A 25,749-nucleotide genomic window follows, 5' to 3' on the forward strand; every position below is an offset into this window, starting at 1 on the left:
TATTGCACAGCACTTTTGTCCTGATCTCGAAACCGTCAAAGCTGAGTTGCTTACCGCAAGTTTGTTCTTCGATGATCAGTGAGTGCCTTGCCTTGGAAGTCTATCCCATACGGCAAGTGGTGCTGTCGGTTTCGCTAGATACTTGTTCGCCTTACATTTACCAGCTTAGTGATGAACGGCTGCTAATGGAATGAATTATTTGCAAGTTTGCGCCGCATAGTTGCTCGTGGTGGAACTGCTTCTGAGCTGCTCTCCCCCACCCGGCAGTCGACCCTGCGCCGGATCACATCTCCGCATTTCTTTGATGCCACGAATGCCAGCTTTGAGCTCAGAGTGCCGGATGCTGTCCTCTGTATGAACGGAGGCTTTTCGGCTCAGGCAACACGAAGAGGGATTGCTCGGCGAACATCGCGGGAGATTTCCTGAGCCAGTGCCAACACAGCTTCATTACGGGTCTTCGGCAGAATGCGAACAATGTATGAGATTGCCGGGGGCTCGGGAAACAAGTCCTCAATGATCTCAAACTCGGGTGACAGATGCAGCTTGTTTAACACTGCTACTCCAAGCCCTGACCGCACACATGATAGCATCCCCGATGCACTTGGACATTCCATGACAACGTCAAACCGGTGCCCGAACCGGCTGCCTTCGCCTTGCGCCCAGTGTTTGTAGATGCAGTTGCTGTCAAAAGCGATGAGCGGGACCGGTCGAACGAGGTTCAGCCGCATGTCTGGCGCTTTGATCCAGTGCAGGTTGTCTTCAAAAAGTACCAAGTCATTCTTTTGCACATCGCGGGTAAAGACCTGCATCACTGCAATATCAATTTCGCTTTCTTTCAGCCAACCAGACAACGCCAGACTTTGACTGATACGCGTACGGACCTGGATATCCGGATAGCCGCGTGTGAAGCGGCCCAATATGCGCGCAATGTCGCCACCTGTGGTGTCTTCTGTCATGCCAAGCCGGATGGTGCCAGACAAAGGTTTCTTGCCTAGCACAGCTAAGGCTTCGTCATGCAGGTCCATCATGCGCCCGGCGTAGGTAAGCAAGAGCTCCCCGGCCTCAGTGAACAGAGGTCCGCCTGAACGGCGCGCCAAAAGATCGCAATCCAGCGCCGTCTCCAGCCGCTTAATCTTATGACTGACAGCAGGTTGAGATAGTGCCAGATGCTCGGCGGCGCGAGTCACCCCGCCGTGAGCAGAGATCGCTAGCAACGCGCGCAGGCCTTCGATATCCAGTCTTTCTGACATTCTAAATTTCTATTGTTTCATGACAATCATTCATTTGATTGATAGTCTATCTGGAAGGTAGTGTCATGGAAAGACCTAAAATCGGATCGGACCCATGACGAAAGACTTGAACAAAACTCTTGAATGGGGCGGCGCTACCTTGTCGATTGCCTATTCTCTGCTCATTGCGTCCAACACAGGCTATGAGGTTTTTTCCTTTGTCTTCTTCCTGCTGGCCGCCTTGCTGCTGTTCACGCTGGCGGTGCGAAAACGCATGTGGGGCTGGACGACAATGCAGGCATTCTACATTGCGACAGGTGTCTATGGCATCTACGCTTGGAGTACGTAGAAGAAGACTTAATATCGGTCGTTAAAAATGGATATCTGAATAGCCGCCTCGCCCACCTAACCGCTCTTGATGGAGCAGATTCCGAACCCCTCCCCGCCTTATCCCGCCGTTCGCCCGTAGAACCCTTTCTGCTCTTCTGCTGAGAACATCACACCGGGTGTTTCGTAATAGGAGAAGATTGCGGTGATGCGGTCGCGGGGGCCCTGGACGGGGACGACGCGGTGCGGGGTGTTGACGCCGCGGAAGACGTTGAGGGCACCGGGTTCGGGCATGATCTGTCTGACGTCCGGGTCTTCCCCTGCGAGAAGCGCGGCGACACCGTCATAATTGGGATTGTCTGCGGTGCGCAGGTCCTTGCGGTATTCCAGCTGCCCTCCGATTTCAGGGGCCTGTAACAGGATTGTCGTGGTGAACTCTGACCGGTCGAAATGCCAGTTCAGTCCCTCTCCCGCCCGTGTGGCCTGCACATTCACCCGGGCCATTCTGTCCGCCATCTGATAGAGCTGCGGCTTTCCCATGGTGGCGGCCAGAAAGTCGGCAAAGGGCTGCCATTCATAGACTTCGAGAACCGGGTTCCCCTCCAGCTGATCCGCCGTGAGGGTGTGATTGACGGTCTGCGACTGCACCATTGCGGGATGATTGGTCTCAATCCCCGGCATGTCATCCCTGAAATAGACATTGTGCCAGCGCGCATGCCGGAAGGACACGGTCTCCATGGCCGGCGTTGCCGCATCCGCCGCCTTCTGCGCCACACCCTCCTTCAGGAAACCGGGCAGGTTGAACATGCCATGGGTTGCCAGATCAGCGCGGCACCGTTCAACCAGTGCGGCATAGCCGGGGCTGTCAGGACGATCCAGCGGATAAGTTTCAAGATCAAGCAGATGGTTCATGTGATGTCCTCCCTGCCCGTATTGTTCATTGTTTTCAAGGCGTGACAACCAGATTAATTATTGGGTATCATAAGAAAAAGTAGAGGCAATATGATCAACCTTCCCTCTCTCACCGGCCTGCGTGCATTTGAAGCGGCGGCGCGATGCGGCAGTTTTGTGCTTGCAGGTCAGGAGCTTGGTGTCAGCTCCGCTGCTGTCAGTCTGCAGATAAAGAATCTGGAAGAGCATCTGGAAAAGAAGCTGTTCGTTCGCAAAGGCAACCGGATCTATCTGACAGATGCGGGCGAGATGATGTATCCCAGACTGGCCCGCGCCTTTGGTGAGCTGTCTGATGCGGCCAGACTTGTCCGGAATGAACGGCACAGCCGACAGCTGGTCATCAGTGTTCTGCCTGCGCTCGCGGATCTCTGGTTTCTGCCGAGAGCGACGGCTTTTCGCGAGAAAACCGGAATTGCGTTGGATATTCGTGTTGAAGATGACCCGGTTGACTTTGAACGTGAGGCCATCGACGTCCGCCTCACATACAGGTCGGCACTTTATGCCGGATATCACCATCAGACATTGTTCTCGGATGTGGCTGTCCCGGTCTGCACACCTGCGTTTCGGGATCAGCATGCGGGAGTGGATGGCACGTTGAACACTATTCCGGACGCATACCTGATCCACATCAGATGGGGTCCGGGCTATGCCAGTGAACCTCTCTGGCAGGAATGGCGGCGCGTTGCAGGCTGTTCAGAGGCTGATTTGTCCGATGCCGGCCTGTGTACCAACGATATCTCGCTGGCAATTTCTCTGGCCCGTCGCGGCGCTGGCATTGCGCTTGTGCCCTCTGTCCTCGCACAGCCGGACATCGCCGCCGGAGCACTCGTCGTGCCGTCGCCGCATCATCTGCCGATGAAAAAAGACTATGTCTGTGTTCTGTCCAACGCCCGGCTCGAGAGCCCGATGGTTCGCTCGTTCCTGACGGTGCTTGCTTCCGGTTAGGGCATGTCCGGTCTCTCCCCGTTGATCCGCCCCATGATCTCTGACAGGCGGGACCAGTCCTGCAGGCTGGCGGGGAGGATGAGGGCGGCTTCTACGAATTCCCATGAGTAGGAGATGATGGCAAAGAGCGTGCCGGTACTGGCTTTGGTGGCGGTGGCCGCGAACCAGAGATTGAACAGGATGAAGCCGAGAAGCACCGCAAAGATCAGGCCATAGACCACGGCTTCGGTATCCGACAGTTTGACCTCGATCTGTCTCAGGCGCTGGAAATGCGCGAGGATGGCCCTTGGGGATTTCCGTTCCAGAATCTGCACCTGCTGCTCGGTCTGCTGGTTATGGGCTCCGTTCAGGCGGAAAAATAGCCGGTGAAACAGACTGTAGAGCCCGATCATGCCGGCGGTTGCGACGAGCGCCGAAAGCGCCAGCATGGGATCAAACGCGTAGAGGATAACCAGCGATACGACCAGCTGGACGGCTGAGACCATCAGCGCGGGGACATTCTCCTCGATGAAATCCACCAGCTCCCGCCCCATGCCGAGACGGGCATTGAGCCGGGAGACGGGCATATCGCCTGACCGCTTTACCAATGCCTGGCCGACCTCCACCCGGATTGTGCCATAGGCGCGGGTGTCATAGATCCGCCGGATCACCGCCACCACGATAAGCCCGGCAAGAAGTGCTGCAAGCTGAACAAAAGCTGTGGTGTCATCGGACAGGAGCCCGTCAATGGCGAAGCCAATGAACAACGGCACCAGAGCGGTGAGTGCCGTCTCGCACAGGGTCAACAGCCAGGTCAGGCTGATCCGTTTCAGGAAGACGGTCAGAAGGCTCTGAATGGTGATGGATCTACCGGTCAGCATGATGTGTTTCCTGCCGCCTCTCTGCTGCAAACAGCCCTTTCACATCTTCCGTCATGACAATCAGCACCGGCATCAGAACCAGCATCAGCGCGGTTGAGAATAACTCGCCGAACGCCAGAGATGCGGCGGCGGGGATGAGATATTGTGCCTGCTCTGAGGTTTCCGTCAGAAGCGGGGTGAGACCGATGACCGTTGTGGCGGTGGTGAGGAAAATCGCCCGGAACCGGCCTGTGCCTGCTTCTTCTATTGCATCTGCCACGGACAACCCGTCGCCGCGGGCCTGATTGTAGCGGGTCATCATCACCAGACTGTCATTGATCACCACACCGGTGAGCGCCAGCATGCCGAAGAACGAGAACAGCGACAGGCTCAGATCCATGATCAGATGGCCGATGGCTGCGCCAATAAACCCGAATGGCACAATGGCCAGAATAAGCACCGGCTGGAAATAGGATTTCAGCGGAATGGCCATCAGCACATAGATTAGCACAGCGGCCACCAGCAGCGCCTCGACCATGCCGCCCCGGATTTCGCCCATTTCCTCAAGTTCTCCGGCCCGCTTGATCTCGACGGTCGGGTATTTGGCCTGAAGTTTCGGGGCAAGTTGCTCGAAGACGGCCTGTGCCACTTCGTCCGGGATGGCCCGGTTGCGGTCGATACTGGCGGCAATGGTGTTGACCCGCTTGCCATTCTGCCGGTGGATGATGCCCGCCACATAGCCGCCATGGATATCAGCGACCGATTGCAGAGGAATCCAGTCCCCGGCCCTGTTTCTGAGGCGCGTCTGCAGCAGGTCGTCAATGGTGTCCCGTGCCTCGCTGCTGTTCTGGACCAGTACCCGCAGCTCGGTGCCGTCGCGGTTGATTTTCTGCACCTCGGCACCGCCAAAGGCATAGCCGATACGGGCTGCCAGGGTTGCCGTATCAAACCCCAGAGACCGGGCCTCGGGTTTCAGGCGGATATCAAGCTGCGGTTCGCCGGTTGAGAGTGTTTCGCGCAGGTTTCCAACCCCGTCTATGGTCTGAAGAAAAGCCCGCACCTCATCGCTGGCCCGGGCCAGCAGAACCGGGTCTTTGGAGAAAAGACGGATACGGAAGCCGCCCGCCAGTTCTTCTGAGCCGGTGACATCCAGCTCGGTTGCCCCCTCCACCTGGCCGATGCGGTCCCGCCAGAGTGCCACAACATCGGTCACCGCTACGCCGGGGCGTTCGGCCACTGGCAGGAGTTCGGCATAGAGCTGGGCCGACTTGGCGCTCTCGATGATGAGGAACTGCGCCCGGATTGGTGGTGTTGACAGGTTGTGCCGGTCTGCAAGCTCCCGGTTCAGACTGTTGCCGATGGCCTCGAACCGCTCCATATGGCTGCGGGTCAGGGCAAAGGGCGCACGGGCATCCATTTTCAGGTTGATGGTGATGACCTGCCCCGGCACTTCGGGGAAGAAGACCGTTTTCACCTTGCCGAGCCCGATCAGCCCGAGCCCCAACGTGCCAGAGGCGATAAACAGGATAAACACCGCATAACGCTGGCGGATGGCTGCCCGCAGCAACGGCGCGTAGAGCCTGTCCCGTACCCACAGGAGACCCGTTTGCGCGCCATTCTGGATGCCACCCCAGAGACGCGCCAGCGGAAAGCGCGGTCGCGCGTCAAGAGATGTGGCCGCCAGATGGGCCGGCAGAATGAACTTGCTTTCCAGAAGCGAGAAAATCAACGCCAGGATCACAATGCCGGAAAACCCCGCCAGCACCTTACCCAGCGGATTATCCAGCAGCAGCATGGGATAGAAGGCGGCAATGGTGGTCAGAACGCCAAAGACGGTGGCTGTTGCCACTTTGTCGACGCCCCGTTCTGTGCCGAGAAACCGGTCCGGGGTTTTCTGTCGCTCCTCATGGACGCTCTCCCCCACCACGACCGCATCATCCACCAGAATGCCAAGAGCGATGATCAGGCCGAATGTGGTGACATCATTGAGCGAGTAATCCACCCATTTTGACCCGGCCACAGCCAGAGCTCCCATCACGGAAATAGGGATGCCCATGGCCACCCAGAAAGCCAGGCGCAGATTGAGAAACAGCGCCAGCACCACAAGAACCAGAAACAGGCCCTGGACCCCGTTGGTGCGCAGCAGGCTGAGCCGGTCAGAGATGTAGCCGGACGCGTCTCCCCAGATGGTCACATGCACATCGGGAGGCAATTGCGGGCGGAAATGCTCGGCCACCTCCTCAACCACGCGGGAGATTTTCAGAAGATTTTCCTTCTGTCCGACCAGAACCTCCATCCCTGCCGTGGGCGCGCCGTTGAAACGGAACAGGGTGTCTCCCTCGCGGAAGGTGTCTTTCACCCGGGCGATATCGCCCAGCGGCACGACGCTGCCATCTTTCCGCTCAAGCACCGGAATGGCCTCATACTGGCTGGCGAACCGGGCCTTGTCGTCGGTGCGGAGCGCAATGGTGCCACCACTGGTGCGCAGGCTGCCGGACTGGAAATCAAGCGAGCTCTTGCGGATGAGCGCGACCACATCGGAAATGGTCAGGTTGAACCGTTCCAGTGCCTGTGGCTCAACCTCTATCCGCATTTCCCGGTCATGTAGCCCCCAGATCCTGAGGCGCGACAGCTCCGGCCGGGCCAGAAGAGCCTCGCGAAACCGCTCGGCCAGAATCTGCAGGCTCAGAGGATCAGTCCTGCCATGCAGGTTGACGTAGAGCGCGGGGAAGTCAAAACCGCCGGTCTCAATCACCGGTCGCCTGACGCTCTGGGGGAAATCGGCAATGCCATCTATGCGCAGGCGGACCTTGTCGAGCAGGATCTGCAGGTCCTGCCCCCCGGCCCGGCGGACAATCACCACCGACAGCTCCTCATGAGACCGGGCGGTGATGCTGCGCACACCCTCCAAGCCCTCCAGTGCCTTTTCAATGCGGCGACTGACCAGTTCATCAACCTGGGCCGTGGATGACCCGAGCGCTGTTGTGGTGATGATGACGCTTTCCGGCGGCACACGCGGAAAGCCCTCAATACGGATCGTCAGCGCGGTCTTGATGCCGAGAAACAGGATCAGCACCATCACAAGATTGGCGGCAACGGGATTGCGGATAAACCAGCCGGTGAGCGCATGCATGGCCTAACGGGCCTCCCCGTCTGTATCCGTATCCGCCTCGGTGGGCGCAACTTTCTGTCCGGGAAGGAACGAAATCAGAGGCATTGTGGCCACCCGCAGACTGTCTGTCCCTTCCGGTGCCCTGATGATCAGCCGGTTTTCCCGCCGGGTGAGAATGTCAGGTGTCAGACGCCGGAGCCTGTCTTTATCATCCAGATGCCACAGGAACCCGTCCTGACTGAGGGCGGAGGCGGGCAGGTCAAGGGCGTGGCTGACAGTGCTGCCTTTCAGGACAACCCGGACAAAATCCCCGCCCAGCACCTTGGCGGCATCATCTCCCTCAACAACCAGGAACACCTTGTATTGCCGCGTGGTTTCATCGAGAAACCCGCCGCCCTGGCGCACTTTGGCTTGGGCGATGGGGGCACCGGACTTGTCGACAATCTCCGCCATCTGCCCCGCAAGCGAGGCTTCAAGCAGGCCCCAGTCCCGCGCGCCGAGCTCAACGGTCAGCTCGAACCGGCTGTCATCAGCCAGGGTCACCAGAGGATCGCCCACGCTGACGCTCTGGCCCGGACTGACGAACCGTGCGGTCACAAAGCCTGAAAACGGCGCTGTGATAATCGTATCCGCCAATTGCTGGCGGGCGGCTGCAACCTGGGCCTCGGCTGAAGTGACCGCGCGTCTGGCAATATCAAGCTGTGGCAGTTTCAATGCCAGGTCATTGGCCGGCTTGGTGCCGGTGCGTTCAAACTCCCGTCGGGCCAGATAGGTGGCATTCCGGGCCTGCAGAAGGGTCAGCTCGGCGGTTGCAAGAGCCTGCTCGGCTGCGGCCAGGTCCGCCTTGTAGCGGCTGCCCTCAATCACCAGAAGCTCTGTCCCGGCGACCACCCGCTCGCCTGCCAGCGCCGTATCATTCACCCGCAACACCCGACCAGAGACCGCAGCCCGCACCTCAGCCATCCAGCGCGGCCGGATTTCAGAGAACGCCGAGACGGTGACTGTTTCAGGCGCAACAGGAACAGACGTCACAGAGACCAATGGCAAGGGAGGCGGGGTGTCACGGGTGGTGACATCAACCGTGTCTTCCATCTCGTCGAGGATCACGAGAACCCCGAACAGAACAGCCATCGCGCCCAGAATCCAGAGCGATCGGGACAGCCAGGATGTCCGGCCATGAGAGTGTCGATTATGAGAGGGCCGATCACGAGAGGTCTCGGTCTCTGCCCCCTCTCCATTCTCTGCTGCATTTTCTGCCGTATTGTCCGGTCGATCGGCCCCAACCACGTCTCGAGCCATATCCTGCCTCACATAAATGAATGAACGTCCGTTCATTATGTAAGACGCATGCGATACGGTGGCAAGAGCGAATGACGGGAAAACAGACCTCAGGATAACTTTCCAACTCATCGTCAATGAGCTTGCCCGGCCGACCAGCGCGTGCGCTTTGTCCCTTCTTGCTGAATGAACTGCCAGGCATCGATCAGGAGGCCAGCCAAAACGGGATATGCTCTATATCTCCCGATTGGGTATGGCCAGCTTTTCCAGAAGATAATTGGCCACGAGTGAGACATGAGATTCCCCTGCCCCCTGACGATGGACGGAGATAGCCACGTTGGCTGGTGGGGGAAATCCCTTCTGTCTGTCGATGATCTTAAGGCTGTCGGGGATGACTGATGCTTCCATCATCGAGACACCGGAATTTTCGAGAATGGCTTTCTCCATCAGTCCGATGCTCCGGGTGGAATAAGCCACGTGCCATGGCCGTTCAATGCGTTTCAACGCGTCCAGCGCAATCTGACGACAGACGCATCCGGTTGGGAACAGGACGAGTGACAGCGGCTTTGTAGGGTCGTCGACATAGTCCGGGGCGGCGACCCAGTGCAGCGGCTCATAGCGTGCAATCTCCCCAGCTACAGAGTTCATCGGATGAGTGGCCACAACGATGTCAAGCGATCCATTGCCCAGCTGTGGGAGCAGATCACAGGTATTGTCGCAAATAACCTCCAGTTGAAGCCGGGGATATTCCTTGTTAATGGCCGACAGGATAGGAGGCAGCAGGAATGTTACATAGTCATCCGGAGCCCCTATCCGGACGACACCGGCTGCCTCCGGGCGCTGGATATGGGAAAGTGCTGCATCATTCATGGTGAGGATACGGTTGGCATAAACCAGCAGTGTTTCTCCTGCATGCGTCATCACCACAGACTGACGGCTCCGCTCGAAGAGGCCTTTTCCGACGATTTCCTCAAGCCTCTTGATCTGCAGGCTAACCGCTGACTGGGTTCGACCAATTGCATTCGCTGCCTGTGTGAAATTGAGGTGGGTTGAGACGGCCACAAAAGATCTCAAAAGGTCTATTTCAAGGTCACGTTTCATAGGATAATCATAAGAAAAATTCATCATGATTAGCAAATTAATTCGTTTGTGAAATTATCTGAAGCACCTCTACCCTGATTGTGGAGGTGATCATAATGTTGGATATTCTTGCACGAAGCATGTTTGCAGCAACACGCATGTCATCAGTGGCAATAGAGAAGCAGGAAACGGACTGGCAAACACGTCAAATCCGGAGATCGGAAAAAACCTCTCTTGATCTCAAGGCGCAGAGTCAGTCAATCCAGCCGACGGCACATGGACGAAAACTTGCAGAATTTGCCCGCCTTCATCGTGAGGCCGGTGCGTTCCTGATGCCTAACGCCTGGGACGCCGGAACGGCTCGAATTCTGGAAAAGCTGGGCTTTCCGGCTTTGGCCACCACCAGCGCAGGGCTTGCAATCTCAATGGGAGTGCGGGATTCGAGTGGCAGTCTGTCGCGCCGTCAGGTTCTGGATAACGCGCGTTCCATTGTTGCAGCAACGTCCCTCCCCGTTTCGGCTGATCTGGAAAACGGCTTTGGTTCGAGGCCGGAGGATGTGGCGCAGACCATTCGTGAAGCGGAGGCAATCGGGTTATGTGGTGGTGCGATTGAAGATTCGACCGGGGATCCGGAGGACCCGATCTACAGCTTTGAATTGGCCGTTGAGCGGATACGTGCGGCTGTCGCGGCCAAATCCATGAAGGCATTCCTGATCACGGCAAGGTCTGAGAACTTCATCTGTGGTCGGCCGGATCTTGCTGACACGATTTGCCGGCTGAAGGCATTCGAGGATGCAGGAGCCGATGTGGTTTATGCGCCCGGCCTTCCCGATATTGAAGCGGTTCGTGCAGTGTGCGAAGCGGTCACGGTTCCTGTTAATGTAGTCGTTGGGCTGACCAGTGCCTCATGCTCAATAGGCGATCTGTCGATGGCTGGCGTTCGCCGCGTTAGCACAGGCGGATCTTTGGCGCGCGCCGGGCTTGGCGAGATGATACGAGCGGCGACAGAGCTGAAAGAACGTGGGACCTCAGACTATGCGGAGAGGGCGATATCGGATGCGGATGTAAGCAGTCAGATGGTGAGTGAGCGTCAGATTGCAGGCTGAGATCCAGCAGAATTGCCACTTGCCCTCATATCGCATAGCACTGCCATATGGCATGATATAAAACTTATATTAGGCCATATTAGAGCTTTGTCATGGTGCTGCATCCGTTGGTATTATTCCCTGTCCAGCTCGGCCACGAAGGCGGCGAGGGTGTCCGGGGTGACTTTTGCGGCGTGGTCGGCGGTCGGGAAGCCGCCGGACAGGACGTCTTCATGGAACGCGGTCAGGGCCTTGATCCGTTCAGCCTGGGCCTCCTTCAGGATGGCTGCGAGGTTGCCATAGGATTTTGCATGCCGGGGCAGTGTCTCGGTCTCTCCGCAGATATCATTGGTGTAGAGGAAAATAACATCCGCACCGGCGCCTGCGCCAATGGAGAAGGTCACAAGGCTGGAGCGTTTTGAAATCTCCGCCAGTGTCTCTCCGGCTATCAGCTCCACCTCGACCCCGAAGGCTCCGGCATCCTCAAGCTGGCGGAAGCGGCGTTGAACCTCCTTGGCGCTTTCGACAGTCTTGCCCACGGCCTTCATGCCGCCATAGCGGGTGGAATGACGCGGGCTGACGCCAATATGGCTCATGACGCTGAACCCCTCGTGCGCCAGTTTCTCAATACTGCGGAGGCCGCGGGTGGTGAACAGGGCATCGCTGCCCCGCTCCATGACCGAAAGTGCCGCCCTCAGGATCTCCTCGTCTGTGGCAAACTGGGTCGGAGGCAAGGCGGTGATGATCAGCGCGTTTGGAGCCCCGGCCCGCACCACATCGTAATCATCATAGTCGCACGAAATGGTGTGGATGCCTGCAGCGGCACAGGCCTCGGCCTCATCCCGGCTGATGGCGGTTGCCATGGAATATTTGCGGATGCCCTTGTTGTCCTGAAGATCCTTGATGGTCAGCAGACGCTGAGTGGGCTGCATGCCGTAGGTATACATGTTTTTCACAAGGTCTCTCCCTGACGACGGTTGCCTGCCTTATCTGCCCAGGCCCGGTAAAGGTCGTGGAAGTGGCGCATGGCATGCTCTGAAATGCCGTGATCACCTGGGTCATTCACATACCAGCCGTTTTTGAACCCGCGCTGGTTCATGCCGCGCTGGACATTTTCGCACAGTTCCTTGTCCTCAACCGAGACCACAGTGGTGGTCCAGATAGAGCGTAGTCGTTCCCGTTCCGCAGCACCCGGATCAGTGGGCTCTTTTGGCTTCAGCGACAGCGTGTAGCGTGAGGTCCGGCCTGGCTCCAGCGGATCGAACCGCGAGACATAGAAATTGCGGGTGCCCGGAAACTGGCCAAAGACAATGTTGGGGAACATCCACCAGAACTCACCGACCAGCACATCATGATCCAGATCCAGCGGAAAGGCCGCATTATCGGCTTTCATCCGGGTCGGGGCATTCTGATAGGTGTAGTTCGGGAACATTGAGAAGGTGCTGCTGCCGATATCCATCATCTCGTTGAATTCAGGATGGGCCATCTGGCAGTGATAGCACTCCAGATAATTGTCGAGCATGATTTTCCAGTTGGCATCGCACAGATAGGTGTGACCAAATTCAGCCCCATCCCGGTTGACCACATAATCGGCGAGATCCGGGCAGGCGCGCAGCATCTGGGCAGCCATCCCCGGCGCATAATCCGCCAGGGGCTGAATATCCGGATTGGCCGAGACAAAGACCAGGCCCAGCAACACATCCACCCGGATCGGGATCAACTGATGGCGCTCCGGACTGGCTTTCCGGTCAACGCCGCGCGCACCGCGCAGATTGCCGTCAAGCCCGAAGGTCCAGGCATGATAGGGGCAGGTGATAACGGATTTGCGGCCGGACCCGTTGACCAGCCTGTGCCCGCGGTGGGGGCAGACATTGTGATAGCCCTTCAGGTCACCATCTGTGGTGCGGGTCAGAAAATACTCCTGCCCCTGCAGGCTGAAGGCGTAGAAATCCTTCGGTTCGGCAATGTCCGAGACGTGGCAGACAAACTGCCAGCTGTTATAGAGCAGATCATTGACCTCTGCTTCCATAACCTTTTGATCCGTGTAGTAATACGCAGCAAGTGTATCCTTGCGCCCGTCCGGATCATGGGCGATCTCGTGCAGCATGGCATGATCAGCAGACATATTGGCCCTCCTCCTGGGAGTAGGTCTTATAATTATTACCCCCGATTAGTGTGAGCGCCATATCCGGCACCCGGCTCCAGGAACAGTAAGCCGGAGAACGACACGGATTGACAGCACAAAAAATTTTGCAGACCATAACAAAATTATAGTGGAGAGAATGGGAGCCTGTCATGGCGGGACTGAAAGACACATTGCCGCCAGCCAACGCCCTTGTGGTGTTTGAGGCCGCTGCCCGTCATCTGAATTTCACCCGCGCCAGCCGTGAGTTGAAGATTGCCCAGCCAGCGGTCACCCGCCAGATCAGAAACCTTGAGGCTGATCTTCAGATACGGCTGTTCCACCGCAATAACAACCAGCTGACCCTGACGGCTGAAGGCGAGCAGATGCAGCAGGTGGTGAGCGAGGCGTTACAGAGAATCTCGGCCTTGTCGGAGATTTTCAGGAACACCGGCACTGAGAAGCTGCTCATAGGCTCCACCTTCGCCTTTGCCAATCTGTGGCTGGTTCCCCGCTTGCCCGCCTTGCGCAAGGCACTTGATGGTGCGCATCTTAATCTGCTGATTTCTGAGGATTACGAGGATTTCAGCACCAGCAATCCGGATTTTTCTATCCGGTTTGGCCGCGGGCACTGGCCGGGCATGATGGCCCACCGGCTGTTTGCCGAGGAAGTCTACCCTGTCGCCACTGCCGAGCTTGTGGAGACCCATGATCTGCACTCAGCTGAAACCTGGCAGACTGTGACGTTGCTTGATCAACCAACGGACGCACGGCACGAGCCGTGGATGACATGGTCCGAGTGGCGCAAGCGGTCTCCCGCACCTGATCTCAGCACCTGTAACGTCACGGCCTTCGACAATTATCTCTATGTGCTGGACGCCGCCTGCAATGGCGAGGGGGTTGCACTCGGGATGACCGGCCTGACCGACGCGTTTGAAGCCCAGCATGGTCTGGTCCGTATCGGTTCCCGTTCGGTGACCAGCCAGGCGGGATATTACCTGGTCTACCCCGAATGGTATCCCCGCCCCCGCACCATTACCGCCCTTCTGTCGATTCTCAAGGAAGGCGGCCCTTAGCGGCTTGCATCTACGAATAGGAATAAAATCCTATCCGAACAGGGCTGTGAAACCGATTGCGGCCAGGTTGAGGGTGAGGCTGTAGAGGATCAGAAGGCGCGCCACATCGAACCGGCCTCCTGTATCAGCCTGCAGGGTCTGTCCGTTTGCCGTGGCTTTGGCCTCGGGGGCCCGAAGTGCCCAGCCAAGAAACAGGAACAGAATGGGCAGCCAGTCCAGCGTATAGCGCTGCACATTGACCTGGGTATAACCGTTTGAGTGATAGAACAGGGTGATGCCGGTAATCAGCGCAATCACCAGCCAGCCCACGACCATCTCCCGCCGGACAGGTGCCAGCAGTGCCAGGAGCACAAAAGGACTTCCGGCCAGAAGCGAGGTGCCGAAGCGATCCATGCCCACAGGTGTCAGGGCAACGGGGCCGGTGAAATCCAGGTGGAACCCCTGCAGGAACAGATACACCGTGTTGAACAGGACATAATCGGTTGAGAACAGCCCGATCGTGTTCAGTCGGCTGGCGATAATATCGCCCTCCACAAGACCCAGATTGGGATCAATCAGATAGCGGTAACCGGTTTCTGTCACAGAACCGAAACGCACCCAGTTATAGCCGAAATAGGCCAGAATGGCCGCAGCTATAGGCAACCCGATCAGGAGGGTCTTCCAGAGAACTTCCCGGTCGATGCGGAATACGGTCCGGCCGGGGTCCATGACCATGACCAGCATCAGCGGGGCGTAGAAAACAGACATCTGCCGGGTGAGAAAGGCAAGCCCGATATAGAGGCCGATGAGCAGCAGGCGTTTTCTGTGCAGCGCTTCATAAAGGGCTGCTGTGACCAGAAGAAAGGCAATGGACTGGGCGTAGAACCACACCATGTCAGCCCGAAGCACCACAAACAGCACCGGGGAGCCGAAAATAAGGGCCGCCGTCAGCCAGAGGCTGCCGCGCCTGTTGAGGCCAAGCGACAGGAATATCCGCCGCCACAGGAGGCTCGCCAGAAAGACAGCGGCTAATGCAATCAGGTGGAAGCCGGAAAAGCCTGCTCCGAACAGGGCCACAAACGGCATGGTCACCAGGGCCGGGAAAGGCGGGAAGATGACCCAGTTGCGCCCGTCAGGGCCGGTGGCGCAATCCACATCGAAACAGCGGTCCACATCAAGCCGTCCATCCAGAAAGGAGGCCGCCAGAGCCGCGTAAGAATTGGTGCCGCCAACCTCGCTGGCCGTCAGGTAGAAGAGCGGGCCAAGAAGCGCGAGAACCAGACCGGCAAGCAGGCTGTCCATCAGATAATCGGGTAATCGAGCTGGGACGGTGAACCCTTGAAAACCGGCCTGTGAACGGGTGCTGGTATCAGACATGAAATCCTACCGGAATGTATAAAACTTGTGGCCGATATAACTGGAGAACGCCGGGGTTGCGACGCCGATGAAATGGGCAATGTCTTCCGCGTGCCATGTCCAGCCGATGGCGGGGAAACCGTAGTCCGCAAGGCCCCAGCTGATGAGATAGACCTGGGTAATCCCCACCGCATGAACCACAAGGAAGCGGCGCACCTGCCCGGCTGTGTCGCGGTTTCCGGCCCGGAAGATAACCCTCTGGAACATCAGGAAGGCGACCACCATGCCAATCAGATAGGCCAGAACAACGGCCGCCTCAAAAGGCATCACATGGTTCAGGAGCCAGCGTGAGAACAGATTGACAAAGGCTGCAACGCTGCCGCTCAGCACAAAGCGGGTGAATTCGACGGCAAGGCTGCGGAGTGCCGCGATCAGCCTCCCCTCCTGGCCCCTCTCCTGTCTCCCCTTCCCGGGCTCTTTTTTCAGAGAAATGTCTGTGCTCATGGGGTTACACCAGCGTTGCCGCAGCCATTGCGAGGGCCAGAAGGCCGCCGAGCGCAAGGCTGGTTCTGTCTTTTACGGCGAAGGTGACCGGGTCATCATCCAGCGCGCCGCGATGAGCCAGCAGCCAGACCCGCAACAGCCAGAGCGGGATCATCACCGGCGCGGCCCAGAGAAAGCCGGTGGCCGTATAAATACCGGCCGGCATGGCCTCGAACACCAGATAGAACACCAGAACCTGAATTGAGGCCGCCGCAGACGCCAGGCCAAGGCCAAGGGTCAGGATCGCATCGCTGGCATGGTAACCGCGACCGGCAATGGTCTGCTTCTTTTGCTGCCTGTTGCGCTCAAGCTCCACATGGCGCTTGGCCGGTGCCAGAGAGAAGAAAAAGAACATGGAAAACGTCAGCAGCCACTGAGACGGGGTTACCCCTGCAAGCACGCCGCCCATGGCAATCCGCAGGGTGAAAAGCCCGCCAATAATCATGGTATCCAGTAGGGCCACCCGCTTGAGGCGCCAGGAATAGGCCAGCGTCATCACGAGATAGACAAGAAGGCTGCCCGCAAAGACCGGCGACAGGGCAAAACCGGCAATCAGACCTGTGAGGATTGCAACGGGTCCAACAACAAGACCGTCTGAAAGACTGAGTGTGCCGGAGGCAAAGGGCCGGTTGCGTTTCGTCGGATGGGCGCGATCGGCATCAAGGTCCGACAGGTCGTTGAGAATATAGGTGCCGGATGCCACCAGGCCGAGCGCAAACATGCCTGCAAGAACGGTCAGGATCACGGCGGGGTCTGTATAAGCCGCGCCTAGGATCATCGGCACGAACAGAAGGGCGCTCTTGCTCCACTGATGCAGCCGCGCTGCCTTGACCCACAGCCATAGACGAGAACTGGTGCTGCCCGCCTAGTCCGGGAAATGCCGGGTGATCGGCTTGTTAAGCCTGACAGCGGACCGGTTTGCAGCAGGATTGTTGCCAGCGAGCAGGATCTCGTCTGCCTCGCGCCATACGGTCACGTCTGCCGTGCTGTCGCCGATATAGGCGAAGCCGTCGGGGAAGCGGTCCTTCAGGTAGCGGGCTTTCGCGGCACCTTTGAGATTAATCGTCCCCTTGCTGCCCGCGCAGGAATCAAAGATCCCGAGCCAGGAGGCAATGGCCGTGACAATGGACTGATCCGCAGCACTGACCAGATGAATTTGCCGCCCCCGCTGCTTTTCCTCATGCAGATAAGCCAGAAGGTCATCCCGATAGGGAAGGTTTTCCGGGCGACCTGCATCGAGCTGGTGTGCCAGAACCTGTTTGAAACGGGCCTTGCCCTGCGCAAGCGCAAACAGAGCGCGCAGAGCAACAAACGGGCGGCTGAACAGGGTTACAACAAAGGCTTCAAACAGCATGTCTGTCTGCACCTAAGTGCCGTCAAGATCTACAATAAGGGGTTGCATCAAGGCCTCGAATAAACGTGTAAAATCCGAAAAAACAACCGGACTTCGACCTTAGGTAAAATAAAAGAGAGCTGAATTTAAAGGGAAATTTTCGACAAAACACGCATATGGTTATTATATAAAATTCTACATATAATAATTGTGGTAATGTATGCTGAGGCTGATGTGGAGTATGGCAATAGTGGGGTCAGTTGCATAGAGGGGCGAAATCCTGCGCCAAGCTCTCGGCGGTGCGGAAAATGGCAGCTTCGAGTCCATATTGACCGATGCTGCAGTGTGGCCCAAAGTCAGCTTACTCAAAACCGGGTGAGGTAATGATCAACCATAGTACTGCTGCGGTCAGATGTTATCGTCTTGCTGGTGTGGTCAATTCGTAAAGAAGGTCCGCTAATGTCATTCAGCCTTTCTTCAACCATGTCACTCTTTAACCTACTATCGAGCGCCATAGGATTGGTGCAAGACGGCTCTGGTGGGGTTTCGGCTCTTTCGAAACTCCTTTCGAAGCAAAAACAAGAGCAGTTGAACACCAAGATTCGAGAACTCTACTTTGTTCCCACCGGAATGCTTGGCACGCTTAGAAAGCTAGAGAAGAGCCCAAAAGTTGAGTTAGTTGAGGTGCTTAGATCGCAGTACGAGGATAGTAGAGAAGCTACGCACACTGCGTTAGTAGAAATCCGAACTTTCTTCGAAGAAGTTGGCCGTGAGTCTTTGCGCCAATATGACCAGCTTATTGAAATCACGGATGGATTTTTGGGAAAGGACGCCATTCGAAGCGAGATACGAATGATTCTCGATGACCCTAGTATGCTGGAACACCCCCTCAATCGTGACGGCTTTTTGGATGAAGTACGTAGATTAATAGTAAAGATTGAGGCATTCAATGAAGCACTCATAGTGTTCCATGATCGGCGATTGATTAGTCGGCACGACGTATGAAAAGTTGTCAAGCAGACATTGGAGCAGTTGCGACAAAAGCTCACTTCGTCCTCACAGCCGACCTCCGTGTCCCAGTTGAACAACGGTCTATCTTGGTCGAAAACGCTGTGAGGCAGATCAAAGGTTTGCGGGTTGGACTATCCTGCAAGTTCAAGTGGGGCTGAGACCACGAAATTGCTTAGCGCAGGATTTCGCCCCTATATGCAACTGACCCCATAGTCTGCGCGTTACGCCTGCAAAACAGGCTATGAGTCTGCTCTGTCCGGTTATGCATCTCCGGGGTAAGACTCTGTTAACCAAAAAAAACTGGACAGAATCGCCGAAAGTCATAAAGCTGTTCGCGACGCTTTAGAGCGTTAATTGAGGTTTTTTCCGTCATGGTGCGGTAGATAGCCAGAAGCGATCAGGAATGACAGTGGATACGGATCAGGCATTTGAGAGCCCTTCGCAGCAGATTGAACGCTATGCGTCGCTGTTGTCAACGCAGCTGAATGCCCTGCGTGAACGGATGTATCCGCCTCAGGCGCAGAAAAACCTGCGCAAGTTCTCAGCCCCTGAATCAGCCCGTCTGCTGGGCATTGCCGAGAGCACGATCCGGCAGATGTCACTGGATGGAGAAGGGCCTGACCCGGAGCGCCTGCCGAATGGGCGCCGGATTTATTCCCTCAAAGAAATCAACGAGCTGCGGGATATTCTCGCGAGCAAGCGGCCAGCAGACGCTTTGCGTTTTCGGCCCAGGCGGCAGGCGGGGGACCGGCTGCAGGTCATTTCGGTTTCGAATTTCAAGGGCGGGTCGGCCAAGACGACAAGCAGCGTGCATCTGGCACATTTCCTGGCGCTTCAGGGATACCGGGTGCTGGCTGTGGATCTGGACCCGCAGGCCTCCATGAGCGCCATGTTCGGTGCCCAGCCGGAGCTGGACGTGGCCAGCAATGAGACCCTGTGGGCGGCCATTCGCTACGATGAGGAGCGCAAGCCCTTCCGGTCCGTGATTCGAAAAACCTATTTCGACGGGCTCGATCTGGTGCCGGCGAATCTGGAGCTGATGGAGTTCGAGCATGCCACGCCGCAGGCGATAGCCACCGGTCAGGCACGGGGGCAGGACGTATTTTTCCGCCGGATCGCCAATGTGATTGCTGAAGTGGAGGACGATTATGATGTGGTGGTGTTCGATACACCCCCGCAGCTCGGTTATCTGACACTGGGGGCTCTGTTTGCCTCAACCGGTCTTCTGGTCACCGTTCATCCGGCCATGCTGGATGTGGCCTCCATGAACCAGTTTCTGCTGATGCTCAGCGATCTGATGGCGGTGATTGAAGCCGCCGGCGGCACCATGAACATGGATTTCATGCGGTTTCTCATCACACGGCACAATCCCAATGATGCGCCCCAGCAGCAGGTTGTCGGACTGTTGCGGATGCTGTTTGGCGAAGATGTGCTGACCAATGCGGTGTTTGAGACAACAGCCATTGCCAATGCCGGGCTCGACAAGCGCTCGCTTTATGAGATTGAGGCCAGTTCCATGTCCCGGGATACCTATAAGCGCGCCATTGAAAGCGCGGATGCGGTGAATTTCGAGATTCTTGACCTGCTCAAACGCTGTTGGGGACGGGAGACATGACCAAGAAGCCGTCACGGACGCAATTGTTCAGCTCCATTGTCAGCTCGATGGCTGACGATCTGGAACAGGGGAGCAAGACACCCTCCCCTGCCCCCGCTGGTGGGGCTGCGCAGCGTGTGGGCTCTGGCGTAATCTCGGCGACCAAGGACACGGTTATCTCGGAGCTGCGTGAGGAACGGGACCGGCTGAAGACGGAACTGGACAGTGCAGCCGCCACCGGCGTCAGTACTCTTGATCCGGCCCTGATAGACCCCTCCCCTTTCCCGGACAGGCTGGTGGATAGCGGCGCTGAGGAGGCCTTTGAGCTTCTGAAGCAGTCTATTGCAGCCGAAGGGCAGCAGATTCCGGTTCTGGTTCGTCCTTCTGCTGACAATGAAGGCCGTTATCAGGTGGCTTATGGCCATCGTCGTCTCCGGGCCGTGCAGGAACTGGGTGACAGGCCCGTCAGGGCGATTATCCGGGACCTCACTGATGCGGAACTGGTTCAGGCCCAGGGGCTTGAGAATTCGGCCCGTGAGAATCTCAGCTATATCGAGCGGGTTCTGTTTGCGGCGCATGTAAGGGCGCTGACGGATGACCCGGCTGAAGAGGTGGCGCGGGTCAAGCTGGCCCTGTCGGTTACCGATGCCGAAGCCTCCTACATGAAGCGGATCAAGACAGGGATAAACGAAAAACTTATCCTCGCCATCGGTCCTGCCCCTAAGATTGGCCGACCGCGCTGGATGAAGCTTGTGAGTCTGGTGGAGGAGGAAGACGCAGAAAAAAGCGCCCTCGCCTATATCCGGTCGGCCGGGTTTGGCCAGATTGACGGCTCGGACCAGCGCTTTCTGGCCGTGCTCGATCATCTGACGGCACGTGCCGCCCGGGATGAAGCAAGGAGCGGATCGCCAGAGAGTGATACGCAGGAGACAACTGAGATCACGATTGACGGCCAGATGGTGGGGTTGTTGAAGAAATCGGGACGTAAAGCGTTGTTAACGCTGGAGAATAAAGAGTTTGCGGATTATCTGGCAGACCAGATACCTGCCCTGCTGGCGCGATTTGAAGCGGAGCAATAGCAGGTAGAGTTCGAGCGGTGACAGCGTGACCTGTCATCGGAACCGGAGCAATGATCGAGAGATATTGCCCATAGAATGGAGACAGAGAGCAAAGAAAAAGGCCTCCAGGCAGTATGACCACCCAGAAGCCCTGTATCATTTAGCACCTGCTACAGAATCAGCTTCTCATCTTTGTGTCAAGGTTTAGCACGCCGTTTTGCGTGGATAATTTCTCTTTGCCTGATGACAGACCATCATGACAGACATTGCGGTATCCGCGCCCTTTGGGGCTGCCGGGCTGACAGCGCGTGCGCTGAAAGGCCAGGCTCTGGCCGGGTCTTGTCCGGATTCTGCCCGGGCAGACAAATGGCAGATCCTGCGGGATCTTACCGACACGCGGCATGATTACGGCCTTTCTGACCGGGCTGTTGCTGTGTTGTCGGCTCTTTTATCCTTTTATCCAGACGATGAGCTTGCGGGTGATGGCAATCTGATTGTCTTTCCGTCCAATCAGTCGCTCTGCTCCCGTGCCCACGGCATTTCCGAACCGACCCTGCGGCGGCATCTGACCAGTCTCGTACAGTCCGGCCTCCTGGTCCGGCGCGACAGCCCCAATGGCAAGCGTTATGCCCGTCGGGATGGTGATGGCGAGATCACAAAGGCCTTTGGTTTCGATCTCTCGGCTCTTCTGGCTCATGCCAGCCAGCTGAGGGAAAAGGCCAAAGTCATGCGTCAGGAACGCCGCCTGTGTCAGGACCTCAGGGAGCAGATCACCCTGCTGCGCCGCGACGTCTGCAAGACCATTGAGTTTGCTATTGAGGAAGCGCTCCCTGGCCCCTGGGCGCAGTTGCTGGAGGATTATGCACGCCTGGCGGCCCCACTGAAGCGGAGAGCGAGCCTCGAGGAGCTTCAGGCGGCATATCAGGCGATCTTCTCACTCAACGAAACCGTTCATAAGAATCTGAAACTGAAGATAAATTTTAAGAATATGAACGGCAATGCCGCTAATTCTGAGCGACACAAACAAGATTCAAAACCGATTCCCTATTCTGACTCTGAAAAAAGCTCACCAGATTGGAATGAAGACGCTTCGCCGGATGATAACAAAGACCCTCAGCATTCAGATGAAGCGCCCTATTCCCGATCCCAGGAGAAGACAGATGATGGAGGTATAAAGTCACCTTCCCCTGAAGCGAGAAGCACTCTTCGAGGTGAAAGTCCGGGAAGCTCGCCATCGAACAAGTGGATGGACATGAAGCTTCATCTGAAGACCGTTCTAGATGCCTGCCCTCAACTTCAGGCCTGTCAACCGGATCCCATCATATCCTGGGCTGGTTTGGTGGAAGCGGCCGATCGCGCCTGTCTGGCACTCGGTATCAGTGAAAGCGCCTGGACTGAAGCGCGGAACAGGATGGGTGTTTATGCAGCGGCTGTAACAATTGCCACAATCGTGCAGCGGGCCGATGTTATCCAATCCCCGGGCGGATATCTGCGCGCCCTCACCGCCAAGGACGGCTTTACGCCTCTGGCCGCCATTGAGGCGTTGATGCGCAAGAAGGTGAAACCGGATGTTTGATGAGGCTTGGATTATGGGTCGAGTGGTTTTAACAGCTGTTAAAACACCAAACCTTTAACCTGAATTGGCAGCGGTGCTTTAACAGTATGTTTCTGCGCGAGCTTTTATCCGAAAAGTCTATCAACTTTTCAGAAGCACGCTGTAAATAGCCGGACGTGGAATATTGGGTGACATTTAGCCGACTTGATTTTAACAGCTGTTAAAACAGCAATGTCGAGATTGAGATCAAGCATGATAGAAGCAGACCATAACACCCCCTGCCCTTGCGGCTCAGACCGGTCTCTGGCTGACTGCTGCGGCCGGTTCCTGAATGGTGAGGCGGTGCCACAAACGGCGGAACACTTGATGCGTTCCCGCTACACCGCTCATGTTCTGGTGGCTGTTGACTATCTGAAAGAGACGCTTTGGCCAAAGCATCAGCCTTATTTTGATCCGGTGGCTGTGGGTGAATGGGCAGCCCGGAACCATTGGGCCGGACTCACGGTAATTGCGACCAATCTGGGATCCGAGAAGGATCGGGATGGTACAGTTCTGTTTGAAGCGCGCTATCTTGCCAATGGGCGGTTGGATACCCATCGAGAGCTCAGCCGGTTTCGAAAAAAAGCGGGCCGCTGGTACTATGTGGAAGCCCTCCCCGAGTAAAAGATAAAATTGCCGGTTTCCCGGTCAGAGGCATTTAACGCTTCTTCCGCTTGGCGTTTGTCCCAGAGAATTTGCAGCGATAGAACCGCATCGGGTGTTTGAAGTAAGGAGTTCTCCGGTGCAGTTCCTGAGACAGGATTATCAGTTTCTTTTGTTTGAATTTGAAGGCCGTATTTCCCGATTGCAGTTTTGGGTCGGGCTGAGCGTTATGGCTGCGGCGTATGCGAGCCTCTTCATGCTGATATCAATGATGCTGCCGGATCTGGTAAGCGCTGCCCTGATTGTGCCGATGATCGTATTTGCTGTGACCATGCCGGTGGCGCTTGTCATCAAACGATTGCATGACAGTAACCGAAGCGGATGGTGGTATCCGGGCTTTCTGATTTTAACAGCTGCGCTGGACGTCTGTCTGTTTCTGCTTCTCAAGCCGCAATTCGCCATGATCGGTTCGGGTGTGGTGACAGCCCTGTTGAATCTCTGGCTTCTGGTCGAGCTGGGATTTCGCACAGGAACCCGGGGGCCAAATCAATACGGACATCGGCACGTGGCTGAGAAAAGTCGCGGGCATGCCTTTGTTTAAAGACCCGCTGCCTTTGTCAGATTGATCTTGAACCGGTCGCGGATCTGCTGGTAGCGCCGGGTCATTTGCGGTGACGCATGGCCCAGTTGCTTCTGAATATGACGTTCGTCAATCTCCGCACTTGAAGCAAGGCCTGAGCGAAGAGAATGACCGGAAAACAAGCGAAGCCGCTCTGTTTCTGGTAACTCTTGTCTGATGCCGGAAGCCAGAACAGTCTTCTTCACCAGTCGTGCCACATGCTTGTCTGACAGGCGGTTGCCGCTAATGGCGCGATTATCCCTCAGGATTGAGCGAAAAACAGGGCCATGAGCCAGTTTTGCAAAATGAATCCAGGTCTCAAGAGCTTTAACCGGGCAACTCGCTTCTGATGATCCCCTGCCGATAACAGCGTCTCGCCAGCCTGTTTTGCTGCGAAATGTCAGAAGAGCGCCCTGCTCTACAAGTTCAATCCAGCCGGATCCGTCATCCGTGTCGTCGGGATTGAGATCAAGCCCGACAATCTCGGACCGTCTCAGGCCTCCGGCGAACCCCAGAAGCAGAATGGCTCGATCCCGGAGGCCTCTCAGCGAATGGTCCAGCGTGCCGACCATGGCGAGAATATCATCTGCAAAAATGGCTTCCTTCTTGCGCGGTGGTCGGCCATGTTTGCGCCGGATTCCGGCCAGAACACCGGCTATGTGCCGGTCGCTTCGATCCAGCCTGTAGCCTTTCTGCTGGTAGACCCAGGCAAGGCCCGACAGACGTCGCTCAATTGTTGCCACCGACAGGGTCTCGCTCTGGCCTGATGGAGAGTTGAGGCTGGCACAGTCGGTGATGTAAAGGCCGATTAGCTCGGGAGAGACAGGGTCTTCCGGCGATGAGGGGAGGGGATCCAGTCCCTTCATCCGACACCACCGGCTGAAATGGGACCAGTCCGCAGCATAGGCACGGTTTGTGGTGTCGGCTTTCGCCTGTCTTGCATAGTCCCGCGCCTGATCCACAAGCCGGTCGAGGGTACCGGAACTGGCCGCAAGCTCGGGAAGGCGAGGGGAGGGGAGCCCGGACTCTTCAGCATTTTCCGTAATAAAGGGCGTTGCCGCGCTGCGTTGCTTGCCTGCCATGTCCGCGATAGCCTTCTCAAGCCTGATCGATTCGCACATAGTGTAGGACAAAATGAGTCAACATGCAGAATTCGCCGGAAATCCAGCCGATGAGGCAAAGATTATCTGGTTGTCTGATCCACATTTCATCGCTGACGGGCTGGTTCTGGGGCATGATCCCCGGCAGCGCCTCAGCGCAGTAATTTCCCATATCAATGCGCATCATTCCGATGCCGCGTTCTGTGTCATCTCAGGTGATATGGTGAACCGTGGCAGCCCCGAGGACTATGCAGCTCTGGCCGAGCATCTTCAACAGCTGACAATTCCTTATTACCCTCTTGTTGGAAATCATGATGACAGGGCGCTGTTTCGGGCCAGCCTTGCGCTTCCGGCGTCTGTGACAGATGACTTCATTCAATACGAAGTCGAGGTTGGTAACCGGCTGATCCTTGCGCTGGACACGCAGAAAGCCGGGTCGGGCGCGGGGCTTTATTGTGAAGAACGGCAGGCCTGGTTGCGTCAGACCCTGGAGAGGGCAGGGGACCGTCGGGTTATCCTGTTCATGCATCATCACCCGGTGCCGCTCGGGCTTCCCATGCAGGATACGGAAGGCCTCGAAAATGGCGCCGAGTTTATGGAGCTTCTTTCAGCCTATCGGGACCGGATTGACTATCTTTGCATTGGTCATGTGCACAGGCCGATAACAGGCATAGTCAACGGCTTTCCCCTGGCGACGATGCGGTCTGTGCTCTATCAGGCCCCGGCGCCAGAACCTGCCTGGGACTGGAACAGTTTCAGACCGGCAGAAGAAGCGCCGAATATGGGTGTTCTCCGCCTGTCCAGCACAGGTGTCCTGCTGCATTATCACCAGTTCTGCCCGTACGGCCTGGGAACCTGACAGGACGGGTCTGCCCGATTGCAAACCTCAGAAAACCGGGGTTTCTATGGTTAACA

23 protein-coding genes and 2 pseudogenes are annotated in these 25,749 nt (G+C 56.9%); 12 read left to right on the plus strand and 13 right to left on the minus strand.

Translation table 11 applies throughout. From position 1 onward, the window contains the following. Positions 1–374 precede the first annotated feature (374 nt). Positions 375–1,250, minus strand: coding sequence for a LysR family transcriptional regulator (locus RA157_RS16725; protein WP_350334256.1), 876 nt, complete (start codon positions 1,248–1,250; stop codon positions 375–377). 94 nt (positions 1,251–1,344) lie between these two features. On the opposite strand from RA157_RS16725, the gene RA157_RS16730 reads away from it, so the two are divergent. After that, positions 1,345–1,578: a hypothetical protein gene (locus RA157_RS16730; protein ID WP_350334257.1), complete on the plus strand. Its 234-nt coding sequence runs from the start codon at positions 1,345–1,347 to the stop codon at positions 1,576–1,578. A 98-nt stretch (positions 1,579–1,676) separates the two neighbouring features. Here RA157_RS16730 and RA157_RS16735 read toward each other — a convergent pair whose 3' ends face one another. Next, a complete protein-coding gene (locus tag RA157_RS16735; RefSeq protein ID WP_350334258.1) occupies positions 1,677–2,468 on the minus strand; it encodes a HalD/BesD family halogenase in 792 nt (263 codons plus the stop codon). A 90-nt stretch (positions 2,469–2,558) separates the two neighbouring features. Between RA157_RS16735 and RA157_RS16740 the strand changes: the two genes are divergently transcribed. Continuing rightward, on the plus strand, positions 2,559–3,452 hold the full coding sequence (locus RA157_RS16740; RefSeq protein WP_350334259.1) for a LysR substrate-binding domain-containing protein: 894 nt from the start codon (positions 2,559–2,561) through the stop codon (positions 3,450–3,452). Here RA157_RS16740 and RA157_RS16745 read toward each other — a convergent pair. From RA157_RS16745 to RA157_RS16760, 4 genes are all read right to left on the minus strand, one after another. Next, positions 3,449–4,312 (minus strand): ABC transporter six-transmembrane domain-containing protein, encoded by an 864-nt coding sequence (locus RA157_RS16745; RefSeq protein WP_350334260.1) that lies wholly within the window; start codon positions 4,310–4,312, stop codon positions 3,449–3,451. The two genes, RA157_RS16740 and RA157_RS16745, sit on opposite strands and share 4 nt — an antisense overlap. After that, positions 4,299–7,424 carry an efflux RND transporter permease subunit gene (locus tag RA157_RS16750; protein ID WP_350334261.1) on the minus strand — a complete coding sequence of 1,042 codons (3,126 nt, stop codon included), beginning with the start codon at positions 7,422–7,424 and terminating at the stop codon, positions 4,299–4,301. Before RA157_RS16750 ends, RA157_RS16745 begins: the two co-directional genes overlap by 14 nt. Positions 7,425–7,427: 3 nt before the next feature. Then, on the minus strand, positions 7,428–8,702 hold the full coding sequence (locus RA157_RS16755) for an efflux RND transporter periplasmic adaptor subunit (RefSeq protein WP_350334262.1): 1,275 nt from the start codon (positions 8,700–8,702) through the stop codon (positions 7,428–7,430). A gap of 213 nt (positions 8,703–8,915) precedes the next feature. Beyond that, on the minus strand, positions 8,916–9,782 hold the full coding sequence (locus RA157_RS16760; protein WP_350334263.1) for a LysR substrate-binding domain-containing protein: 867 nt from the start codon (positions 9,780–9,782) through the stop codon (positions 8,916–8,918). 95 nt (positions 9,783–9,877) lie between these two features. Between RA157_RS16760 and RA157_RS16765 the strand changes: the two genes are divergently transcribed. Beyond that, the gene (locus RA157_RS16765; RefSeq protein WP_434058453.1) at positions 9,878–10,867 is read left to right on the plus strand and encodes an isocitrate lyase/PEP mutase family protein; all 990 of its coding nucleotides are present in this window, start codon (positions 9,878–9,880) and stop codon (positions 10,865–10,867) included. Positions 10,868–10,980: 113 nt separating this feature from the next. On the opposite strand, the gene RA157_RS16770 is transcribed toward RA157_RS16765, so the two are convergent. Both RA157_RS16770 and RA157_RS16775 read right to left on the minus strand, forming a co-directional pair. Further along, a complete protein-coding gene (locus RA157_RS16770; RefSeq protein WP_350336234.1) occupies positions 10,981–11,793 on the minus strand; it encodes a 3-methyl-2-oxobutanoate hydroxymethyltransferase in 813 nt (270 codons plus the stop codon). 5 nt (positions 11,794–11,798) lie between these two features. Next, positions 11,799–12,971 (minus strand): aromatic ring-hydroxylating oxygenase subunit alpha, encoded by a 1,173-nt coding sequence (locus tag RA157_RS16775; protein WP_350334264.1) that lies wholly within the window; start codon positions 12,969–12,971, stop codon positions 11,799–11,801. 170 nt (positions 12,972–13,141) lie between these two features. Here RA157_RS16775 and RA157_RS16780 point away from each other — a divergent pair, with 170 nt between their 5' ends. Further along, entirely contained in the window at positions 13,142–14,044 is a 903-nt protein-coding gene (locus tag RA157_RS16780; protein ID WP_350334265.1) for a LysR family transcriptional regulator, read from the plus strand. Positions 14,045–14,074: 30 nt separating this feature from the next. On the opposite strand, the gene RA157_RS16785 is transcribed toward RA157_RS16780, so the two are convergent. From RA157_RS16785 to RA157_RS16800, 4 genes and pseudogenes are all read right to left on the minus strand, one after another. Beyond that, positions 14,075–15,400, minus strand: a complete 1,326-nt coding sequence (locus RA157_RS16785; RefSeq protein ID WP_350334266.1) for a hypothetical protein — start codon at positions 15,398–15,400, stop codon at positions 14,075–14,077. A 6-nt stretch (positions 15,401–15,406) separates the two neighbouring features. Then, on the minus strand, positions 15,407–15,883 hold the full coding sequence (locus tag RA157_RS16790; protein WP_350334267.1) for a GtrA family protein: 477 nt from the start codon (positions 15,881–15,883) through the stop codon (positions 15,407–15,409). A 4-nt stretch (positions 15,884–15,887) separates the two neighbouring features. Then, positions 15,888–16,763, minus strand: a pseudogene (locus RA157_RS16795) (UbiA family prenyltransferase); the annotation flags it as partial. A 24-nt stretch (positions 16,764–16,787) separates the two neighbouring features. After that, a complete protein-coding gene (locus RA157_RS16800; RefSeq protein WP_350334268.1) occupies positions 16,788–17,276 on the minus strand; it encodes a hypothetical protein in 489 nt (162 codons plus the stop codon). A gap of 438 nt (positions 17,277–17,714) precedes the next feature. Here RA157_RS16800 and RA157_RS16805 point away from each other — a divergent pair, with 438 nt between their 5' ends. From RA157_RS16805 to RA157_RS16835, 7 genes and pseudogenes are all read left to right on the plus strand, one after another. Continuing rightward, complete coding sequence (locus RA157_RS16805; RefSeq protein WP_350334269.1) at positions 17,715–18,260, plus strand: hypothetical protein; 546 nt, start codon at positions 17,715–17,717, stop codon at positions 18,258–18,260. 409 nt (positions 18,261–18,669) lie between these two features. Then, positions 18,670–19,881, plus strand: a complete 1,212-nt coding sequence (gene repA, locus RA157_RS16810; RefSeq protein WP_350334270.1) for a plasmid partitioning protein RepA — start codon at positions 18,670–18,672, stop codon at positions 19,879–19,881. Continuing rightward, positions 19,878–20,939, plus strand: a complete 1,062-nt coding sequence (repB, locus tag RA157_RS16815; RefSeq protein ID WP_350334271.1) for a plasmid partitioning protein RepB — start codon at positions 19,878–19,880, stop codon at positions 20,937–20,939. The genes repA and repB overlap by 4 nt, the downstream gene beginning before the upstream one ends. Positions 20,940–21,174: 235 nt before the next feature. Beyond that, positions 21,175–22,494, plus strand: coding sequence for a plasmid replication protein RepC (repC, locus tag RA157_RS16820; protein ID WP_350334272.1), 1,320 nt, complete (start codon positions 21,175–21,177; stop codon positions 22,492–22,494). Between the two features lie 231 nt (positions 22,495–22,725). Beyond that, positions 22,726–22,797 (plus strand): annotated as a pseudogene (locus RA157_RS16825) (SEC-C metal-binding domain-containing protein); the annotation flags it as partial. Positions 22,798–22,815: 18 nt separating this feature from the next. Beyond that, positions 22,816–23,136, plus strand: a complete 321-nt coding sequence (locus RA157_RS16830; protein WP_350336235.1) for a YchJ family protein — start codon at positions 22,816–22,818, stop codon at positions 23,134–23,136. Positions 23,137–23,254: 118 nt separating this feature from the next. After that, on the plus strand, positions 23,255–23,716 hold the full coding sequence (locus RA157_RS16835) for a DUF805 domain-containing protein (RefSeq protein WP_350334273.1): 462 nt from the start codon (positions 23,255–23,257) through the stop codon (positions 23,714–23,716). Here RA157_RS16835 and RA157_RS16840 read toward each other — a convergent pair. Further along, positions 23,713–24,816 carry a tyrosine-type recombinase/integrase gene (locus RA157_RS16840; protein WP_350334274.1) on the minus strand — a complete coding sequence of 368 codons (1,104 nt, stop codon included), beginning with the start codon at positions 24,814–24,816 and terminating at the stop codon, positions 23,713–23,715. The genes RA157_RS16835 and RA157_RS16840 overlap by 4 nt on opposite strands. A gap of 52 nt (positions 24,817–24,868) precedes the next feature. Here RA157_RS16840 and RA157_RS16845 point away from each other — a divergent pair, with 52 nt between their 5' ends. Then, positions 24,869–25,693 carry a phosphodiesterase gene (locus tag RA157_RS16845; RefSeq protein ID WP_350334275.1) on the plus strand — a complete coding sequence of 275 codons (825 nt, stop codon included), beginning with the start codon at positions 24,869–24,871 and terminating at the stop codon, positions 25,691–25,693. The last annotated feature ends 56 nt before the right edge of the window (positions 25,694–25,749 follow it).

This window comes from Coralliovum pocilloporae, assembly GCF_030845175.1.
GTDB lineage: Bacteria > Pseudomonadota > Alphaproteobacteria > Rhizobiales > Cohaesibacteraceae > Coralliovum > Coralliovum pocilloporae.

Bases quoted from the DNA above. Each gene is read 5' to 3' on its own strand.
- RA157_RS16725 (WP_350334256.1), bottom strand. From the start codon at position 1,250: ATGTCAGAAAGACTGGATATCGAAGGCCTGCGCGCGTTGCTAGCGATC.
- RA157_RS16740 (WP_350334259.1), top strand. From the start codon at position 2,559: ATGATCAACCTTCCCTCTCTCACCGGCCTGCGTGCATTTGAAGCGGCG.
- repC (WP_350334272.1), top strand. From the start codon at position 21,175: ATGACAGACATTGCGGTATCCGCGCCCTTTGGGGCTGCCGGGCTGACA.
- RA157_RS16845 (WP_350334275.1), top strand. From the start codon at position 24,869: ATGAGTCAACATGCAGAATTCGCCGGAAATCCAGCCGATGAGGCAAAG.
- RA157_RS16730 (WP_350334257.1), top strand. From the start codon at position 1,345: ATGACGAAAGACTTGAACAAAACTCTTGAATGGGGCGGCGCTACCTTG.
- RA157_RS16745 (WP_350334260.1), bottom strand. From the start codon at position 4,312: ATGCTGACCGGTAGATCCATCACCATTCAGAGCCTTCTGACCGTCTTC.
- RA157_RS16775 (WP_350334264.1), bottom strand. From the start codon at position 12,971: ATGTCTGCTGATCATGCCATGCTGCACGAGATCGCCCATGATCCGGAC.
- RA157_RS16790 (WP_350334267.1), bottom strand. From the start codon at position 15,883: ATGAGCACAGACATTTCTCTGAAAAAAGAGCCCGGGAAGGGGAGACAG.
- RA157_RS16805 (WP_350334269.1), top strand. From the start codon at position 17,715: ATGTCATTCAGCCTTTCTTCAACCATGTCACTCTTTAACCTACTATCG.
- RA157_RS16770 (WP_350336234.1), bottom strand. From the start codon at position 11,793: ATGTATACCTACGGCATGCAGCCCACTCAGCGTCTGCTGACCATCAAG.
- RA157_RS16780 (WP_350334265.1), top strand. From the start codon at position 13,142: ATGGCGGGACTGAAAGACACATTGCCGCCAGCCAACGCCCTTGTGGTG.
- RA157_RS16785 (WP_350334266.1), bottom strand. From the start codon at position 15,400: ATGTCTGATACCAGCACCCGTTCACAGGCCGGTTTTCAAGGGTTCACC.
- repA (WP_350334270.1), top strand. From the start codon at position 18,670: ATGACAGTGGATACGGATCAGGCATTTGAGAGCCCTTCGCAGCAGATT.
- RA157_RS16750 (WP_350334261.1), bottom strand. From the start codon at position 7,424: ATGCATGCGCTCACCGGCTGGTTTATCCGCAATCCCGTTGCCGCCAAT.
- RA157_RS16840 (WP_350334274.1), bottom strand. From the start codon at position 24,816: ATGGCAGGCAAGCAACGCAGCGCGGCAACGCCCTTTATTACGGAAAAT.
- RA157_RS16765 (WP_434058453.1), top strand. From the start codon at position 9,878: ATGTTGGATATTCTTGCACGAAGCATGTTTGCAGCAACACGCATGTCA.
- repB (WP_350334271.1), top strand. From the start codon at position 19,878: ATGACCAAGAAGCCGTCACGGACGCAATTGTTCAGCTCCATTGTCAGC.
- RA157_RS16755 (WP_350334262.1), bottom strand. From the start codon at position 8,702: ATGGCTCGAGACGTGGTTGGGGCCGATCGACCGGACAATACGGCAGAA.
- RA157_RS16800 (WP_350334268.1), bottom strand. From the start codon at position 17,276: ATGCTGTTTGAAGCCTTTGTTGTAACCCTGTTCAGCCGCCCGTTTGTT.
- RA157_RS16760 (WP_350334263.1), bottom strand. From the start codon at position 9,782: ATGAAACGTGACCTTGAAATAGACCTTTTGAGATCTTTTGTGGCCGTC.
- RA157_RS16735 (WP_350334258.1), bottom strand. From the start codon at position 2,468: ATGAACCATCTGCTTGATCTTGAAACTTATCCGCTGGATCGTCCTGAC.